This is a genomic window from uncultured Pontibacter sp. (assembly GCF_947499215.1).
Lineage (GTDB): Bacteria > Bacteroidota > Bacteroidia > Cytophagales > Hymenobacteraceae > Pontibacter.
The window spans coordinates 1,465,550-1,482,010 of sequence record NZ_CANMNI010000001.1; the positions used below are offsets into that span (position 1 = coordinate 1,465,550).

Annotated in this window: 14 protein-coding genes; 9 read left to right on the forward strand and 5 right to left on the reverse strand. The window is 49.1% G+C overall.

What is annotated here, in order from left to right; translation table 11 throughout:
• Nucleotides 1-40: 40 nt before the first annotated feature.
• Entirely contained in the window at nucleotides 41-238 is a 198-nt protein-coding gene (locus tag Q1A04_RS06430) for a hypothetical protein (protein WP_299702779.1), read from the reverse strand.
• Nucleotides 239-381: 143 nt separating this feature from the next.
• Here Q1A04_RS06430 and Q1A04_RS06435 point away from each other — a divergent pair, with 143 nt between their 5' ends.
• The 5 genes from Q1A04_RS06435 (at nucleotide 382) to Q1A04_RS06455 (ending at nucleotide 4,443) form a co-directional block, all read left to right on the forward strand.
• On the forward strand, nucleotides 382-954 hold the full coding sequence (locus Q1A04_RS06435) for a sigma-70 family RNA polymerase sigma factor (RefSeq protein ID WP_076672036.1): 573 nt from the start codon (nucleotides 382-384) through the stop codon (nucleotides 952-954).
• Between the two features lie 48 nt (nucleotides 955-1,002).
• Nucleotides 1,003-2,106 (forward strand): serine protease, encoded by a 1,104-nt coding sequence (locus tag Q1A04_RS06440; protein WP_299702789.1) that lies wholly within the window; start codon nucleotides 1,003-1,005, stop codon nucleotides 2,104-2,106.
• 167 nt (nucleotides 2,107-2,273) lie between these two features.
• Nucleotides 2,274-2,963 (forward strand): fasciclin domain-containing protein, encoded by a 690-nt coding sequence (locus Q1A04_RS06445; RefSeq protein WP_299702792.1) that lies wholly within the window; start codon nucleotides 2,274-2,276, stop codon nucleotides 2,961-2,963.
• 188 nt (nucleotides 2,964-3,151) lie between these two features.
• Nucleotides 3,152-3,688, forward strand: a complete 537-nt coding sequence (locus tag Q1A04_RS06450; protein ID WP_299702795.1) for a hypothetical protein — start codon at nucleotides 3,152-3,154, stop codon at nucleotides 3,686-3,688.
• A 170-nt stretch (nucleotides 3,689-3,858) separates the two neighbouring features.
• Entirely contained in the window at nucleotides 3,859-4,443 is a 585-nt protein-coding gene (locus Q1A04_RS06455) for a DUF4142 domain-containing protein (protein WP_299702798.1), read from the forward strand.
• Nucleotides 4,444-4,499: 56 nt separating this feature from the next.
• On the opposite strand, the gene Q1A04_RS06460 is transcribed toward Q1A04_RS06455, so the two are convergent.
• Nucleotides 4,500-5,060, reverse strand: a complete 561-nt coding sequence (locus tag Q1A04_RS06460; protein ID WP_299702801.1) for an arylesterase — start codon at nucleotides 5,058-5,060, stop codon at nucleotides 4,500-4,502.
• Nucleotides 5,061-5,371: 311 nt separating this feature from the next.
• On the opposite strand from Q1A04_RS06460, the gene Q1A04_RS06465 reads away from it, so the two are divergent.
• The gene (locus Q1A04_RS06465) at nucleotides 5,372-7,483 is read left to right on the forward strand and encodes a carboxy terminal-processing peptidase (protein ID WP_299702804.1); all 2,112 of its coding nucleotides are present in this window, start codon (nucleotides 5,372-5,374) and stop codon (nucleotides 7,481-7,483) included.
• Between the two features lie 92 nt (nucleotides 7,484-7,575).
• Complete coding sequence (ggt, locus tag Q1A04_RS06470; RefSeq protein WP_299702807.1) at nucleotides 7,576-9,315, forward strand: gamma-glutamyltransferase; 1,740 nt, start codon at nucleotides 7,576-7,578, stop codon at nucleotides 9,313-9,315.
• Nucleotides 9,316-9,390: 75 nt separating this feature from the next.
• Here the strand turns inward: ggt and Q1A04_RS06475 are convergent, their stop codons facing one another.
• From Q1A04_RS06475 to Q1A04_RS06485, 3 genes are all read right to left on the reverse strand, one after another.
• Complete coding sequence (locus tag Q1A04_RS06475) at nucleotides 9,391-9,756, reverse strand: hypothetical protein (RefSeq protein ID WP_299702810.1); 366 nt, start codon at nucleotides 9,754-9,756, stop codon at nucleotides 9,391-9,393.
• Nucleotides 9,757-9,891: 135 nt separating this feature from the next.
• Nucleotides 9,892-13,269, reverse strand: coding sequence for a choice-of-anchor J domain-containing protein (locus Q1A04_RS06480; RefSeq protein WP_299702813.1), 3,378 nt, complete (start codon nucleotides 13,267-13,269; stop codon nucleotides 9,892-9,894).
• A gap of 192 nt (nucleotides 13,270-13,461) precedes the next feature.
• Nucleotides 13,462-14,619, reverse strand: coding sequence for an aminotransferase class I/II-fold pyridoxal phosphate-dependent enzyme (locus Q1A04_RS06485; RefSeq protein WP_299702816.1), 1,158 nt, complete (start codon nucleotides 14,617-14,619; stop codon nucleotides 13,462-13,464).
• A 266-nt stretch (nucleotides 14,620-14,885) separates the two neighbouring features.
• Here Q1A04_RS06485 and Q1A04_RS06490 point away from each other — a divergent pair, with 266 nt between their 5' ends.
• Both Q1A04_RS06490 and Q1A04_RS06495 read left to right on the forward strand, forming a co-directional pair.
• Nucleotides 14,886-15,914: a hypothetical protein gene (locus tag Q1A04_RS06490; RefSeq protein ID WP_299702819.1), complete on the forward strand. Its 1,029-nt coding sequence runs from the start codon at nucleotides 14,886-14,888 to the stop codon at nucleotides 15,912-15,914.
• 313 nt (nucleotides 15,915-16,227) lie between these two features.
• Nucleotides 16,228-16,434 carry a hypothetical protein gene (locus Q1A04_RS06495; RefSeq protein ID WP_299702821.1) on the forward strand — a complete coding sequence of 69 codons (207 nt, stop codon included), beginning with the start codon at nucleotides 16,228-16,230 and terminating at the stop codon, nucleotides 16,432-16,434.
• The last annotated feature ends 27 nt before the right edge of the window (nucleotides 16,435-16,461 follow it).

Below are 16,461 nucleotides of genomic sequence, written 5' to 3' on the forward strand. Positions count from 1 at the left end.
GTTTAGAACTATAAGGTATAATCCGTAGTTCTGCTATTGATTACTGTACAGTTACAGTAGTGTCAACTTCAACTTCAGTCTCAGTTTCAACAACTTCAGCCTCTTCAGTAACAACTTCTTCAGTCTCAACAACCTCAGTTTCTACAGCTTCAGTTTCAGTTGCAGTTTCTTCAGTGTTGCAAGCTGTGAAAGCTACTAGGGCGAACGCTACGAAAGCGAATTTGAATAAATTTTTCATTTTGTGTTTGTGATTAAGTGTTTTGGTTTCGAATTTGAACTTCATACCGGAAAGCCGGATAGGTAACCCGGCATTTTTTATTTTTTTAAAATATTTTTTTGTTGGGTTACAAAATGCGGCCTGGCGTATTAAAAAGGAACGGAATGAGGAAGAGTTTGTATGAGACGGATGAGGCGATCATGGAAGGGATCCGGAATGACGACGACCGAGCGCTCGCACACCTGTATAAGCTGCACTTCCCGATGATATCTCATTTCATTATCAGTAACAGTGGAACTGATGATGAGGCGAAAGACATTTATCAGGAAGGCGTGATCGTCTTCTACGAGAAGATCAAAGGAAACAGCTTGGAGCTGAGTTGTCAGATCAAAACCTATCTCTACTCTGTGTGCCGCCGACTCTGGCTAAAGCGACTGGCCGAAAAAGGACGCTATGCTAACCGCATAGAGGATTCTGAAAATTACCTGTCGCTGGAGGAGGATGTGCCGCAGCATGAGGAGAACGAAAGACAGTTCGGCGTTATGGCTGAGGCGCTGGACCAACTGGGCGAGCCCTGCCGCACGTTGCTGGAGGACTTTTACATCCGGGCACAGGGCATGCAGGACATTGTGGAGAAATTTGGCTACACCAATACTGATACCGCCAAAAACCAGAAGTACAAGTGCCTACAGCGCCTCAAAAAACTGTTCTTTACTTCTTACAAACCAGAGGTATAGCCTTAGAATGAATTTTAGCACCTTATAACAAGGTATTTTTATAGAATCATGTTTGACTACCGCATTTATGAGCAGATAGAGCGCTACTTGGCCGGGGCAATGCCCGCCGAGGAGAAAGCTGCCTTTGAGGCGCTGTTGGTCACCGACCTGCGGCTCGCCGATCAGGTACAGGAGCACAGGCAAGTACTGCAGGCGATGCAGCAGTACGGTCAGCGCCAGCAACTGCGAACCAAGCTGAGCAGCATACACAGCGAAATGGAAAACGACACGGCCTCCGCCACTTCTATTGGTGAATTGCAGGCTTGGAGAGTTTTCTTTAAAAAACACGCCCAGACGATGGCTGTGGCAGCAAGCGTTTCCCTTTTATCTGTGTTTGGCACGCTTTGGAGCGTACAGCAGATCAAAGCCCCGGTACAGCAGCAGACTGCTCGCTATATTGAGCTGCGCCGTGAAGTTGAGAAGATCAAAAAAGAACAGCGTGCCCTTATCAATGGCATTGCCAGCGCTGATGTCGCCGCACCGGCTCCTCGCTCGGCCCGTTTTAGCGGTACTGGCTTTGCCATCAGTCCAGACGGCTACATAGTAACCAGTTCGCACGTAATCCAAGGTGCAGACTCTATCCTAATTGAAAACAAGGCCGGACTCAAGTATAAAGTAACAGAGGTACACCGCAATACCGAATACGACCTGACTATCCTAAAAATAGAAGACCCTTCTTTCGCAGGTTTCAGTAAGCTGCCTTATACCTTCAAGACTGCGGCATCTGATTTGGGAGAGCGTGTCTATACCTTGGGTTTCCCACGCGAAGACATTGTGTTCGGCGAAGGCTCCCTGAGTTCCGCTTCCGGCTTCGAGGGTGATACCACTTCTTACCAGATCTCCATCCCCCTAAACCCGGGCAACAGTGGTGGCCCACTGCTTGACGATAAAGGCAATGTAATCGGGGTTATTAATGGCAAACAGGCCGGACAGGAAGGCGCCGCTTTCGCCGTAAAGTCGACATATCTGCTGCAAATGGTAACCGAAATGCAGGAGAAAAACGCTGGAAGCACCGTTTCAATGCCTCAGCACAACGCGTTGAATGGCACTGCCAGAACACAGCAACTAAAGAAGTTACAGGACTATATCTTTGTTGTGAAAGTCTATAACTAATTAAGCTACTATTGTTTTATTGCAATACTTAAAAGGACTATCTCAGTAAAATCTGAAGATAGTCCTTTTTTCTTATAACTTTTTTTACCAGTCGTAGTTAAATAAACAATGTGTACAAATTGGATATAATTACACACATTTTATTTTAGAACAAAAAGCTAACGACTATGAAAATGAGATTTTTTAAACCCGCAGCCCTTGTGCTTGCCGCAGGATTTATGTACAGCTGCGCCAGCAGCAACGAATCTATGGAAACAACAGCCATGGATGAGACAACGACTATGAGCCAGACGGAAACAATGGCAGGTGACGACGCTACAACAATGGAGACTGAGGTATCGACGGATGTAACAACTACTGATACTGACATGCGCACTAGCACAGAGATGGGCGCTACCGCAGAAACCAGCTCCATGACTATCTTAGATGCTGCCAACACTAGAAGCGACATATCTACCTTTATGGAGCTGGTGCAGGCCGCCAATATTTCATCTGCTTTTCAGCAAGACAGCGAGTTCACCATTTTTGCCCCAACTAACGAGGCGTTTGAGAAGCTGCCAGCCGGTCAGCTAGAATACTTGAAAAAGCCAGAAAACAGAAATGAACTAATTCAGGTATTGCAGGCACATATTATTGCCAATAAAGTAACAACTGCCCAAATGCAGGCAAACCAGCGTATCCAGATTAGTGATAATGACTATATCGAGATTGGTACTCTAGGTACAGGAGCTACCCCAGCAGACTTCACAATCGGTGGGGCTAGCATTGTAGAGCCTAATATTGAAGCCTCTAATGGTGTAATCCACGTAGTAGACCGTGTACTTGTTACTGCTGACCGCGTAAGTGATGATCAATAATTAGATATAACCATTACAGAAAAGCCTTTCCACTATTGGGAAGGCTTTTTTTTTGCACACTTCTTAGGGCAAAAGGCATTCCTGATCAGGTCTTTTGCAACTATAAGACTTCACAGCCGTTAGTATAAACTGGCTTTGAATAGCCTTACGTTACATAAACTCTTTAAAAACAAATAACAAAATAAGCTATGGACAGACGAGACAACGCGAGCATGATGACAGCCATGTTCAGAGACCGTGACAGCGCAGAGCGCGCCTATGAAGAACTTCGTGCCCGCGGGTATGACAAAGACGATATCAATGTGGTATTGTCGGATGAAGGTCGTAAACGCCACTTTGGTGATGACGTGGATCGCGACGGTGATACCGAGTTAGGCAACAAATCACTAGAAGGTGCTGGTGCCGGTTCAGCCATTGGTGGTACACTTGGCGCCATTGTGGGTGCCGTGGCTGCTATTGGTACATCGGTAGCTATTCCGGGTCTGGGTCTGGTAGTTGCCGGTCCGTTGGCGGCTGGTTTGGCAGGCGCAGGCGCAGGTGGCCTGACAGGCGGCTTGATCGGTGCATTGGTTGGCGCCGGTATTCCGGAAGAACGCGCCAAGGTATACGAAGAAGGCGTGAAAGAAGGTAATATCGTGCTGGGCTTTCAGCCACGCACGCCTGAGGATGCCCGCTACTTTGAAGATCATTTCCAAAAGAATCGCGGAGAGCATATTTATTACTAAGTTTTAAAACTTACATAAACAAAGGCTTGGCTTGTCCCCTGTGGAGGAGTCGAGCCTTTGTTTTTTAATGCAGCTGCTCACCCACTCCAAGTTTAGGCATACTGAACAAATTATTACCTTTTCTTCGTATGCCCTAGGAAACACGTTGAAAAACTAACCAAAATAAAACCATGAAAAACCTATCGATGGCAACGGCCCTACTGTGCGGCTGCTTTGCTTTTGCATCTTGCGGATCCAACACGCAGGAAACTGATTCTACCACGAATGTAGACACAGAACTAAATACGACGGCCGCCGCCGACTCTACCCTTAACGACGACAAGCGTGAGTTTATGGGCCATGCGCACAGTGTCAGCACACAGCAGGTGGAAATGGGCAAGTTAGCCGCCGAAAAAGGTGTTACGGCGCAAGTGCGCGACTATGGCCAGCAAATGGTGGACCTTTACTCTAAAAAGCTGGAGGAGCTGCAGGACATGTCGAATCAGTACAATGTAACCTTGCCGCAGCAAATGGAAGAAGACCATGCCGGTCGTATACAAGAACTCCGCGACAAGAGTCCCGAAGAGTTTGACCGCACCTACTGGGATGCAGTGGTGGAGGCCCATAAAGACGCATTAGGTGAGTTTGAGGACAATGTAAAAGACATTGAAGAGACAGATAACACGACCTTTAACCTCTGGGCCAGAAACACTACCAAGGAGATCCGCGCACAGATGGAGAACGCCATGCGTTTCAGACAGGATCATAAAAACTAATCTATACCTACTGAATATACTAACGGGCTGAATCAAATGATTCTGCCCGTTTTATTTTAAAGTTCTTCCTTAAGCAACCCTTCTAATACTGTCCAAGTATGGCGGGCTAGGAGTTTCTGCCCCTCCGCATTGGGGTGCACACCGTCGGGTAGGTTTAGATGCCGCATACCGGCCACCCCTTCCAGCAGAAAGGGCACAAAAGCCACATTGTTTTTGATAGCCAACTCCCTAAACAGTTTTCGAAACTCCGCCGCATAGCGTCCCGGCACAATGTCAGGTATTTCCATGCCTGACAAGATGATATGCGCCTCCGGGTGCTTGTGTTTTACTTTGTCAATGATCTGCTGCAGGTTCTGGGAGGTTTCGCGGGCAGGTATACCGCGCAGCCCGTCGTTCGCTCCAAGAGCCAGCACAAAGAAGTCGATTTGCCCGGCCAGCCAGCGATCGACCCGATACAGTCCGCTGGACGTCGTGTCACCGCTTATACCCGCATTGATCACCGTATGGTCATAGCCGGCTTCCTTCAGCTTTTGTTGAATGAGCGCGGGGTAGGCCTGCGCCGTCGGCAGTCCGTAGCCTGCTGTCAGGCTGTCGCCGAAAAAAAGGATTGTCTTCATAGTGTTCTGTGGCCCTGCCAAAACGGGTCTATACTGCCCATACGGGAACTGTTAGGTATAGCCGCCGCATCAGGCAGGTACAAGTTTTAGTATGCTCCGGAAACGAAAAAAATTCTACAACAGTTATAATAAGCAACAAGCTCTTACGTAAACAAGTAGCCGACAAGTTTGTATTGCTTTTACCGGCTACAGCTCTTTGCGATAAAGTTTTATTTATGCTACATTAGGACTCACCTTAAAAGAATCGCCCGTTTCAACATCTGCGGCATTACTTTTGCGTAGAGTTTATGTGGTCCAACTAACTAAATTAGATGCTATCCTTGACAACCAGATTAAAAATATTTCTCTCTGTGCTGGCCGTTATTTTGCTTACAGGCTCTTTTATACTGTATAGTAAGAACGACTCACCGGAAGGGAAAAACGAGATATTGATTAAAGCCCTGATGCAGGGCCTTAACTCAGCGCACTACAAACCCGAGAAAGTAGACGACAACTTCTCTAAGAAAGCATTTAAGCTATACCTTGACCGTCTTGATTTCAACAAGAAGTTCCTGATCGAGTCAGACGTGGCCATGCTGCGCCAGTACGAAACCCAGCTGGATGACCAACTGCGTGCAGGCTCTTTCGATTTCTTTGACATCGCATCGGACCTGATCGAGAAGCGCACGAAGGAATCGGAGGCGTATTACAAAGAGATTTTGGCCAAACCTTTTGATTACACTAAGGACGAAACCATTGAGCTGGATGGTAAGAAGCTGCAATTCGCGAAAGACAAAAATGAGCTGAAAGAAGCTTGGAGAAAGCAGTTGAAGTACCAAACCTTGGTGCGACTGGCCGAGATGCAAAAGCAGCAGGAGAAAGCCACTGCCAGCGCTGATAGCAAAGACAAACCGAAAAGTTATGAGCAACTGGAAGCCGAAGCCCGCGAAAAGGTGATGACGGCTTACAATGAGCTCTATAAGCGCCTCGACCAAGTTACCCGCGATGATCGCCGCGCAACTTATATCAACGCCGTAGCCAATGTATATGACCCGCACACCGGCTACTTCCCTCCTAAGGCTAAAAAAGATTTCGACATTGAGTTTACAGGTCGTTTGGAAGGTATAGGCGCCTCTCTGCAGGAAAAAGACGGACAGATTAAAGTGCTGGAAATCGTACCGGGCAGCCCTTCGTACATGCAGGGTGACCTGAAGCCGGGTGACGCAATCCAGAAAGTGGCTCAAGGCAGTAATGACCCGGTTTTGGTGGAAGGTATGCGCCTTGACGATGCCATCCAACTGATCCGTGGTAAGAAAGGCACCGAAGTACGTCTGACAGTACGCAAGCCTGACGGTAGCACCCGCATTATCCCTATTGTGCGTGATGTGATCGTATTTGAGGAAACTTACGCACAGAGTGCCATGATAGACGAAAAGCAGAAGATCGGATACATTAAGTTGCCGGGTTTCTATGCTGACTTCGAGCGTAACGGCGGCCGCAATAGTGGCGCCGATGTGAAGGCCGAAATCGAGAAATTGAAAGCGGCAGGTATGCAAGGTCTGATTCTGGATTTGCGCAATAACGGTGGTGGTTCCTTGGCCGATGCAGTTGAGATGGCCGGTCTATTCATAGAGCAGGGTCCTATTGTGCAGGTACGCACGGCTTCTGGCAAAACGGTGGTACTCGATGACCGTGATCCTGAAGTGCAGTACGGTGGTCCGCTGGTGATTATGGTGAATGCGAACAGCGCCTCAGCCTCTGAGATTCTGGCCGCCGCCATGCAAGACTATAAACGTGCTGTTATTGTGGGTACGCCTACCTTCGGTAAAGGAACCGTGCAGCAGTTCTTTGAGCTGGACGAGGCGCTGCCATCGCAGTTTGACCCATACAAGCCATTCGGTGCGTTGAAGCTCACGATCCAGAAATTCTACCGCATTAACGGTGGCACCACGCAATTGCGCGGCGTTACGCCAGATGTAATTTTGCCGGATGCCTACAGCTTCCTAGAGTTCGGTGAGAAAGAGCAGGAATATCCGCTTGCGTTCGACGAGATCTCCCCTGCCCGCTATAAGGCGTGGACGAAGAGCAGATTGAACATTCCAGCTATTCAAGCCAATAGCAAGAGCCGTATTTCAAGTAATCAAAGCTTTAAAGTAATTAAAGAGAGCGGCGAGCGCCTGAAGAAACAGTCTGACATCACAACCCGCTCTTTGCATATGGCGAAGTATTTGGCGGAAGAGACCAAGAGTGAAGCAGCCAACAAAAGAATGGAAGACGCTCAGAAGAATGTGCCGGTACTGAACGTATCGCGCATGAAAACTGACCTGCAAGCCATCGCTGGTGATACTGCCAAACTGGCCCGTAATAAGGATTTCATGAAGTCCCTGCAGAAAGACGTGTATGTTGAAGAAGCGGTGGCCATCATCAAAAACGACATCAAATAAGAAACGATAAAAAGCCTTCCAAGAAAAGCCGGTTATGCAGATAGCCGGCTTTTTTTTATTTTGCACCATAGCCTCACCTATACCTTTAACTCATGAAACATCTCCACTTGCCCCAAGCTCTCCGATCAAAGCGTCATACCCTCACTTGTTTTGTGGTGGCAATGCTGATTTTCTCAGGTTGTGCTACCAAGCCGCAAACTCAGCTTGAAGCTGAAAACCGCGGTGTCGTAGCTGAAAAGGCTATGGTGGTTTCGGCTCATCCAGACGCCTCTAACATCGGGTTAGAGATATTGCGGAGAGGTGGCAACGCCTACGATGCAGCCATCGCCACACAGTTTGCCTTGGCCGTCTGCTATCCGGTGGCAGGCAACATCGGTGGGGGTGGCTTTCTAGTTTACCGCCACCATACTGGTGAAACAGGCGCGCTCGACTTCCGCGAAAAAGCCCCTGTAGCCGCCCACCGTGACATGTACCTCGACTCCCTCGGCAATGTTATACCTGACCTGAGCTTGCTTGGTCACTTGGCCGCTGGCGTACCCGGCTCCGTGGATGGCATGCTGAAAATACATGAGAAGTTAGGCTCTATGCCTTTTGCCGAGCTCGTGCAACCCGCCATCGACTTGGCTCGCCGAGGCGTGGTCCTGACCGAGCGTGAAGCCCGCATGCTTAACAATGCCTATGAAAGGATGATCACGCATAACAAGCACACGCCATATCTGACGCGAGAGCAGGCTTGGCAGCCCGGCGATACCCTGTATCACCTTGATCTTGCCCGTACCTTGGAGCGCATCCGCGACAAAGGCCGCGAGGGTTTCTATGCCGGTGAGACAGCCGACCTGATCGTGCGGGAGATGCAGCGCGGAGGCGGACTCATATCCCATGAGGACTTGCGCGATTACAACGCGATCTGGCGCACCCCGATTACCGGGCAATACAAAGATTACAAGATCACCTCTATGTCACCGCCATCGAGCGGCGGCATTGCTCTGCTGCAACTGCTCACCATGGTAGAGCCCTACGACCTGAAAAGCTACGGCTGGCAGCAGCCTCAGACCATACAGCTCATGACCGAGGCCAAGCGCCGTGTATACGCTGACCGCGCCACCTACCTCGGCGACCCGGACTTCTACAAAGTACCGACAAGTGGCCTTTTGGATCGCAGCTACCTGCAAGAGCGCATGCGCAATGTGAGCTTGGAACAAGCCACCCTGTCCTCTGACGTGAAAGCAGGGGAGCTGCCGGTATACGAATCAGATCAGACGACACATTTCAGCATTGTGGACCAGTTGGGAAATGCGGCTTCCATTACTACCACCATCAATGGCGGCTACGGCTCTATGGTTGTGGTGGAGGGTGCCGGTTTCCTGCTCAACAATGAGATGGACGACTTTAGCGCGAAGCCGGGCGTGCCCAACATGTTTGGCTTGATTGGCGGCGAGGCCAACGCGGTGCAGCCCGGTAAGCGCATGCTTAGCGCTATGACGCCCACCATAGTGGAGAAAGACGGCAAGCTATACATGGTAGTAGGCACGCCGGGCGGCTCCACCATCATCACCTCCGTGTTCCAGACCATCCTGAACGTGGTAGAGCACGGCATGACGATGCAGGAAGCCGTTGCCGCCCCCCGTTTCCATCACCAGTGGCTGCCCGACGAGATCCAGCATGAGCCAGATGCCATCTTACCTGAAGTAAGGGCTGTTTTAGAAAGCAAGGGCTACAAGCTAAAGCAAAGAGGCAAATACGGAGCCGTGGAAGGTATATTGGTGCTACCTAATGGTAAGCTCGAAGGGGGTGCCGATCCACGTGGCGATGATACGGCTGTTGGTTTCTAATCAGGTATAAGACAAACAAAAAGAGCTCGCAGGTACTATACCTGCGAGCTCTTTTCGATTTAGTCCGGCTATACCTTAGCCGTTTTTTCTTTTCTCTATAAACCCGGCAATGTAAGTTGCCATGGCGGCTATACCTGTGGTGCTCATGAGTCCGAACACAAGTTTGCGGCGATTCAGGGTAGCACTGTCGAACTTGGCCTCGGTTTCAACATCGGGCACTGCGGCTTGCAGGAACGAGCGCAGGGTTTGGAACAGCAGTATGCCTGTTACGCCCACTGCTACATGGGCCAGTGTTTGGTTGCCTTTTTCGAGCCCTTTGCTCAGCAGTAACAACCCGGAGCCTGCAGCGGCAGGTATAAGCGCAGTGGTTGGTCTTTTTTCGTTGAGCAGGTAGCTGCTTAAACCGGCGCCTATAAGTGTGGCACCATGCACGTTATTCATAATTTGCGGCTTGTCTATCATAGTCTGTGTTACTTAGTGTTTATACTATTACCCTCTCTTACGTTAGGAGGTTATCAAAAAAAAAGCGGCCCCCTGCAATGCAGAGAGCCGCTTCACTATTGAAATCGATTTGGTTTAGTTCTTTATCAGACGTGACTGGAACACCTTGTCGCGTACCTGAATCTGCACAAAGTACATACCGTTGCGCAAAGCTGGCAGACGATCGTTAAGCTGTTCGATCACGGAATTCAGGGTGCCATTCAAGCCATGCATCTTGATGCCTTCTGCTGAATACACCGTCAACACCACATTTTCAACCGTAGAAACATCTTCTGGCAACACGATGGTTACTGCGCCTCTGGTAGGGTTCGGATACATGCGGAACTCTTGGTTTTTGCGACGAGCCAAACCAGTAGGCGTATCGTTGTCGCGAACCTCCAGCGTGAAGCTGCGGGCGTTTGTGCCTATACCTAGGTCAGTAGTTGCTTGATTGATGAAGAACATAAGTTGTTCTGTCTCTTCAATTTCTTCATCATCTGCAATGCTCACTTCAAACGAAGCAGTGGTAGCATCAGCCGGCACCTCAACAGCAATTACGTTCTCGGCGGCAACCGGGGCTGTGGTATAGTCCACGGCAGTGGCAGTCGACTCGTCCTTCACGGTCAGGTATACCGTGTGGGCCTTCGGCTGTGCGGCTGAGAGTGTCAAGTTTACATTGAACGGGGCATCGCCTTCAGTTTTCGTCAGTGTTGGCTCCGTGAAAGTTACGGTTGGCGTTGTGCTAAACGTGAAGCGAGCTGACACCGGCATGTGATCAGAAGTGGTACTTCTAAAGCTGGAGATGCTGTTAAGGAACTGGTTCTCAATTACGATTGACTCATCGATGTACTCATCCGTCAAAGACTTAGATACGATGATGTGATCCAAGAAGCTCTGGTAAGACCCACCAGCATAAGTGAAAGCGCCTGTTGTGCTCAGGTCGTAAGTCAGAGTAGTAAAGTCCTCGTCGTTCACGAAAGCTTCCAGTGAAGACGGCAGGTTGTTCACCACCGACACGTCCACGTCATCGTTCATGTCGCCGAGTAGCACCAAGTTGATGTTCGGATACTGCGCGTTAAGGCTGTCTTTCAGCACTTCTACGTCATACTTGCGCATGTTGTAGCGGCTCACGTCGGTATCGCGGTTGGCGCGTGTGTGCAGGTTAACCAAGTGGATGCGCTGCGCAACGCCATTTACAGTAGCTTCTACTTCTACCATGTATGGCAGACGGCCGCTTGCCCAGAAGCTGTCGCTAGTACCCGGATAGTTCTCCAGTTCTCTGCCTTCCAAAATCTCATTGTAGAGTGTGTTCAACAGCACTTTCTCTTTTTTGATCTGCACGGTCTCCTCTTTGTACACAAGGTATAGTTTCTGCGGATCCATGGTGCCTGAACCGGATTTCTGTGAGTAAGAGTACACATCAGACTTCACGAAGCTGTAACCTTCTAACTCATTGATCAACTGCTCCATTTTCTCGTCATTCGAAATCTCCTGTAGCGCGATGATGTCGGCGTCCAACGTCTCGAGTACTTTCTTAGTGTTGCTGTACTGCAGATCCAAGTTGCTTGGGCCACCGCTTGTAGAGCCGAACCAAGCCACGTTCCAAGACACGATATCCAGTGTGCTGGTCTTAGCCAGTGAACTACCGCTCAACATGCCCTTCTCAGCAGAGAAATCGCCGCTTGTGTAAGTAATGGCACTTGAAGTGCGAAGCTTAGTGCTGGCAGGCTTAAAGCGAACGTATACCGTGTTTGTAGCAGCAGCTTCCTCGGCAGAGTAAGTGATAGAGGCTGCAAACGTCTCGTTGTCTTTCGAAAGTTCAAAGTCTTCCTCCACGCTCAGCGTCATGCCTTCGTAGCCCGGTGCAGAGAACCTGAAGCTCTGTGCCTCAGAAGCGTTTGGCGTTTCCACCATGCCGAAATCGTAATTAAAGTCGCTGGCCAACAGGGCGCGCTCCACGTTCTCCACAGCCACATCATCCACTGTCCAGCGTGCTGCGCCGTCAGCTTCAGCTACTGCCGTGTAAACAAAAGCCACGAATACGCTCTCACCTTTGTAGGCGCTTAAATCAATAAAAGACTGCTTCCAGTAGTCGGAGGCAAGCTCTGGGAAGTCACCGTTCAGCTCCGTCCAAGTAGCAGAGCTTGGGGCGCTTGTACCGTCGTAGTCAGTAGACACCATCAGTTTTAGGCCCGGGCCTTTGAAAGCGGTTCTGGTCCAGAAGGTAAGGGCGGCGATGTTAAAGTCACTCAGGTCCAGCGAAGGAGAGATTAACCAGTCCTCGTTTTCACGGGCGCTACCGCTGAAGCCGTTGATCTGCACACCGTTGGTGCGCTGGTTGTCTTCGTTTTCTCTACCGAATGTAGTACAACCCCATACCTGATCACCAATTACACTATAGGCAACCCATCCACCCGGAAGTGCTGTAGCACAATTATTGAAGTTCTGGATGTATGGGCTGAACACTTCAGCGGAAAGTGAAACGGTGCCATAGTCAACACCGTTGCTGCTGTGCGTGATCGTGCTGTTGAAGTTACCAACAGTGCTAGTCGCTAATTTCACAAACACCTTACGGGTTTCTTCCAGTTCGCTAGGGGTAAACACCAGTCGTTGGGTATACTCGCCATCTTCCGTTTTAGAAAGACTGAAAGCGCCATCTACGGCCAAAACAACCTCGTTTGTCAGCTCATGGCCCACAACATCATAAGAAAGAATATCGGCAACTTGATTGACACCCACCGTGCCGAAAGCAAGCGAGGAAGCGCTTACCTGTACCGGTTGTGGAGCAGGGTTTGTTTCTTCAATAACAATGTTATCAATAGCAACACCATCACGCGAACCGCCTACGCCAGACTCTACGTTCTCGTAAGTCACCCAACGCAGCTGCACAACGGCATTGTTCTCAGCTCCGGCTGGCAACATGGCTTCAATCGATCTGATATCGCCTTCTTCCGTTAAATCCTTGCTGGTGTAGTCTGTGCTCGCCACTTCAGTCCAGTCACCTGATTCGCCTACACGGTACTGCAGCGTAACACCAACTGAACGGGATTGATTATTGATCAACTCGACATCATAGGAAACCTTAATACTAGATTTTCCCATTGTGTTGACAGCCGCCGCAATCTGGTCAGAGCCATTGGATGAGTTGGATGACAGCTGAACGTAAAGTCTGTTTCCGCCGCCTGCCGTGTAATTATACACACTTGAACCACCAGACTGCTTTAAGTCTTTGACTAATATTGGAGCATCAGCTGATGGAGTAGACGCCAAAGCGGCCGTCTTGGAGTTGTTGTATCCATTCAACCAAGCCGCGATGCCAGCCGGAAGCTCCGTCGTACTGCCCATACTACTAAAGTCGGTGCTAAATGGAAGCGTTTGGGGAGTTGGATTACTTTGCCCTTGTACCTCATTGCCCGCCAAAAGGCCGCAGCATACCAGCACAAAGGCAGAAACCTTGTGTAAATGTTTAAACATAAGTATAAGATTGATTTGAGATTTTCCCGAACAGGATGGGGTAATGCAATGCACTGAAGTACATCGGCTTTAGACTACAGGATGTAGGAGATAAAACCATCTTACAAATGTAAGAAGATGGTTCTAATGTAATGTTATGAATTCGTTATAAATAATTAATTCATAATATATAGATATATTATCCCAATTCAGTTAAATCGCAACCAGTGCCTGTTCTATATCTTTGATCAGATAATCCGGGTCTTCTAGTCCAATATAGAAGCGAACCAAGTTAAAGTCGAGTTTGCCTTTATGCGTGCCGTTGCTGTAGTAAGCCGCCGCAGGGTATATCAGTGACTCGTGCCCTCCCCATGAGGCCGCCATCAGGAAGTGCTGCAGGCTGTTGCAGAAGTTATCGATCTTCCGGATATCATCTGTTCTCAGGGCTATGGTAAACTGCCCAGTATTGCTTTTCATCTGCCGTTTTGCCAGTTCATACTGTGGGTGCGAAGGTGAGAATGGATAATAGATCCGATCCACTTTGGGGTGTTTTTCCAGCCAAGCCACTACTTTTCGGGTGGACGCGGCAACCCGCTCCATACGCACCGGCAACGTGCGGAGCCCGCGCAGAAGCAACCATGCATCGTGTGGGGCGAGAATGGCGCCCAAGGTCATGTACTCCCGTTCAAATATCCTATTGATCATCTCACGACTGCCACAGATAATGCCGCCCATGGTGTCGGAGTGTCCGCCTATGTACTTGGTACAGGAATGCACCACTAGGTCAACTCCGAACTGGATGGGATTCTGGTAAAGCGGCGAGGCAAAACTGTTGTCGATGATGGTGCTGCAGCCGTGCTGTTTTGCCAAGGCTGTAATGACAGCAATATCCTGCAGTTCGAAAGTGAAGGAATTGGGACTTTCCATATAAAGCAGCTTGGTGTTAGGCCTGATGGCCCGACGGTAGTTCTCTGTGTCCGTGCCATCCACCATCGTTACCTCTACCCCAAACCGAGGCAAAAAGCGCTTCATCAGTACATTGGTCCAGCCATAGGGTTTTTCAATGCACACCACGTGGTCGCCTGCATTCAATTGCGAGAGCACAGCAGCCGACACAGCCGCAATCCCGCTCCCAAAGGCGATGGCATGCTCCGCTCCTTCCAAGGCAGCCAGCTTCTGTTCAAGCATAGTCACAGTGGGGTTGTTGCCGCGGGTATACAAGTAAGACTCTGCTTCGTTCTGCAGCATGCGGCGCATGTCATCTACTGTCTTGCAGGCAAAATTGCTGGTCTGCAAAATGGGTGGCGCCACAGCATTGTAATACAATTCACGGTCTTCGCCCAGTTCATTCAGAATATAGGATAGCTCCATAGTCGATCAGTTTTGCTTTGCCTTATTTTAATCTTTTTCACTGATACGAATTATCCTGCAAGGCTGTCGTTTTCATCTCTGTACTGTATCGTTTTAACCTTGAAAAAAGCATCTTAAAATGCCTCTTACACAGACAAATAGGAGTAGTGAAAAATAATTTTAAATAACTTTATAACACATTGATAATCAATTATTTATAACAACGAAAACACTGACATTATTACACAAAATTGCAACTGTTAGCAAGTCATAAATGTTGTAATAACATGAAAGAGAAAGAAGAAGAAAACATCATATCCATGTATCCGGAAGAGCAGAAGCAACTGGACAAGGAATGGTATAAATCTATTCCGGCGCAGGTGTTTCTGAACTACTTTTTTGCGATAAACTACCATCTTGATCATTATGAAGGCATGGGCCTGCAACAGTTGGCTTACTTCAAGGACGTGCCGGCAGAACTGCCGGAAGAAGATGTGGAAGCAGTGAAAAGATTGTTGTTGAACAGCTGGAATACTGAGTACGCCCTGCGTGCCACTGCCGAACTAGGCGATGAAAGCTATATCCGCAATGCCTTGCATTGGACATTCCCGCAGGCTTACTATACCGTATTTGCGAGCTTGCAGGCTTTCCTACACACACGTCAAATCAAGACGAGTAATGAAGCATTGGTAATGCGCGAGGCCGGCCGACTTGTAGTGAAGAATGCTTATCCGCAGGCCATGAGCTTTTATGCATCCGGGCATTATGACGACTTCCGTGTGAACCGTCTGCCGCTGGCGCATTACAAACCGGGTCTGCAGATAGCGGGCAAAGAGTTGGAGGCCCAGTCGCAGATCGGGCAGTTTCTGCGCACGACCCGCCGCATGAAAGCCAAGGCGGTGCGACAGCATGTACAAGCCAATGCCGCTACCGCTATACGCAGTAGCCGTACCGGAGAAGTGCTCCAGAAGTTTGGACCGCAACACTGGCAGCAGCTGACTTGGCGCGTGGGTTATACTACCCTGTTCGATTTGTTGGCTAGGTTGCGCATTTCCAATTCACACCGCGAGATAGAGCGTTTTGTGCAGGCTGACATCGACTTCAAGCTGTTCCACGAGTCGCTGTTAGAGATTGTAAGTTACCTCAACGGTATACATGAGAGCTATGTGGCACAGGCCATGGGATTGCAGCAGTACGAAGCCTTTGTGCAAGAACTGCCAGCTTACCTGCAAAACTCTTTTGTTGCAGCCAGACTGCAAGATAAAATAAAGCCGCTCCTCCAAGACGAACAGCAGCGATTCCGCACAGCTGCCTAAGTCTTTTCGATCTACTACATATATGGGCGCCCTTGCAGACTGTGGTTTGCAAGGGCCTTTTTTTTGGTTAGAGTTCTCGGGATTGAAGTTACCCCCAGCTTTTGCAGTGCGGTTTCACCCCGATTTACCTGCCCTTCCGAAGGGAAATTTTATGCACAATTGACATCCCCCTGCCCCCTTCTTTGTCGAGGGCCCCTACCCCCAAGGGGGACTTTTTCTAGAGTTTCCAAGCATAAGGGTATAAGCCTTGTCGCTTCCATTTTACTCACACATATCGCTGGCACGCATTGTAAAACTAACTCGCACCGAAACTATGAAACAGATCACGGTGGCTTGGTGCACTAAAACGACTACCCACTGTTCGAGCGGTCAGCGAGTTTGGGGAGTCTTGATTTTTTTGCTTACTTTTTTCATCAAGGAAAAAAGTAAGGCCCGGCTGGCCAAGCCAAGCTATAAATCAAATTTGGTTGCTAAAACAACAGCAGTTGCTACGCCAGCACAGTGTAAGCTACATTCATAAGTATGAGTGTGAATTCTCACTTAACTT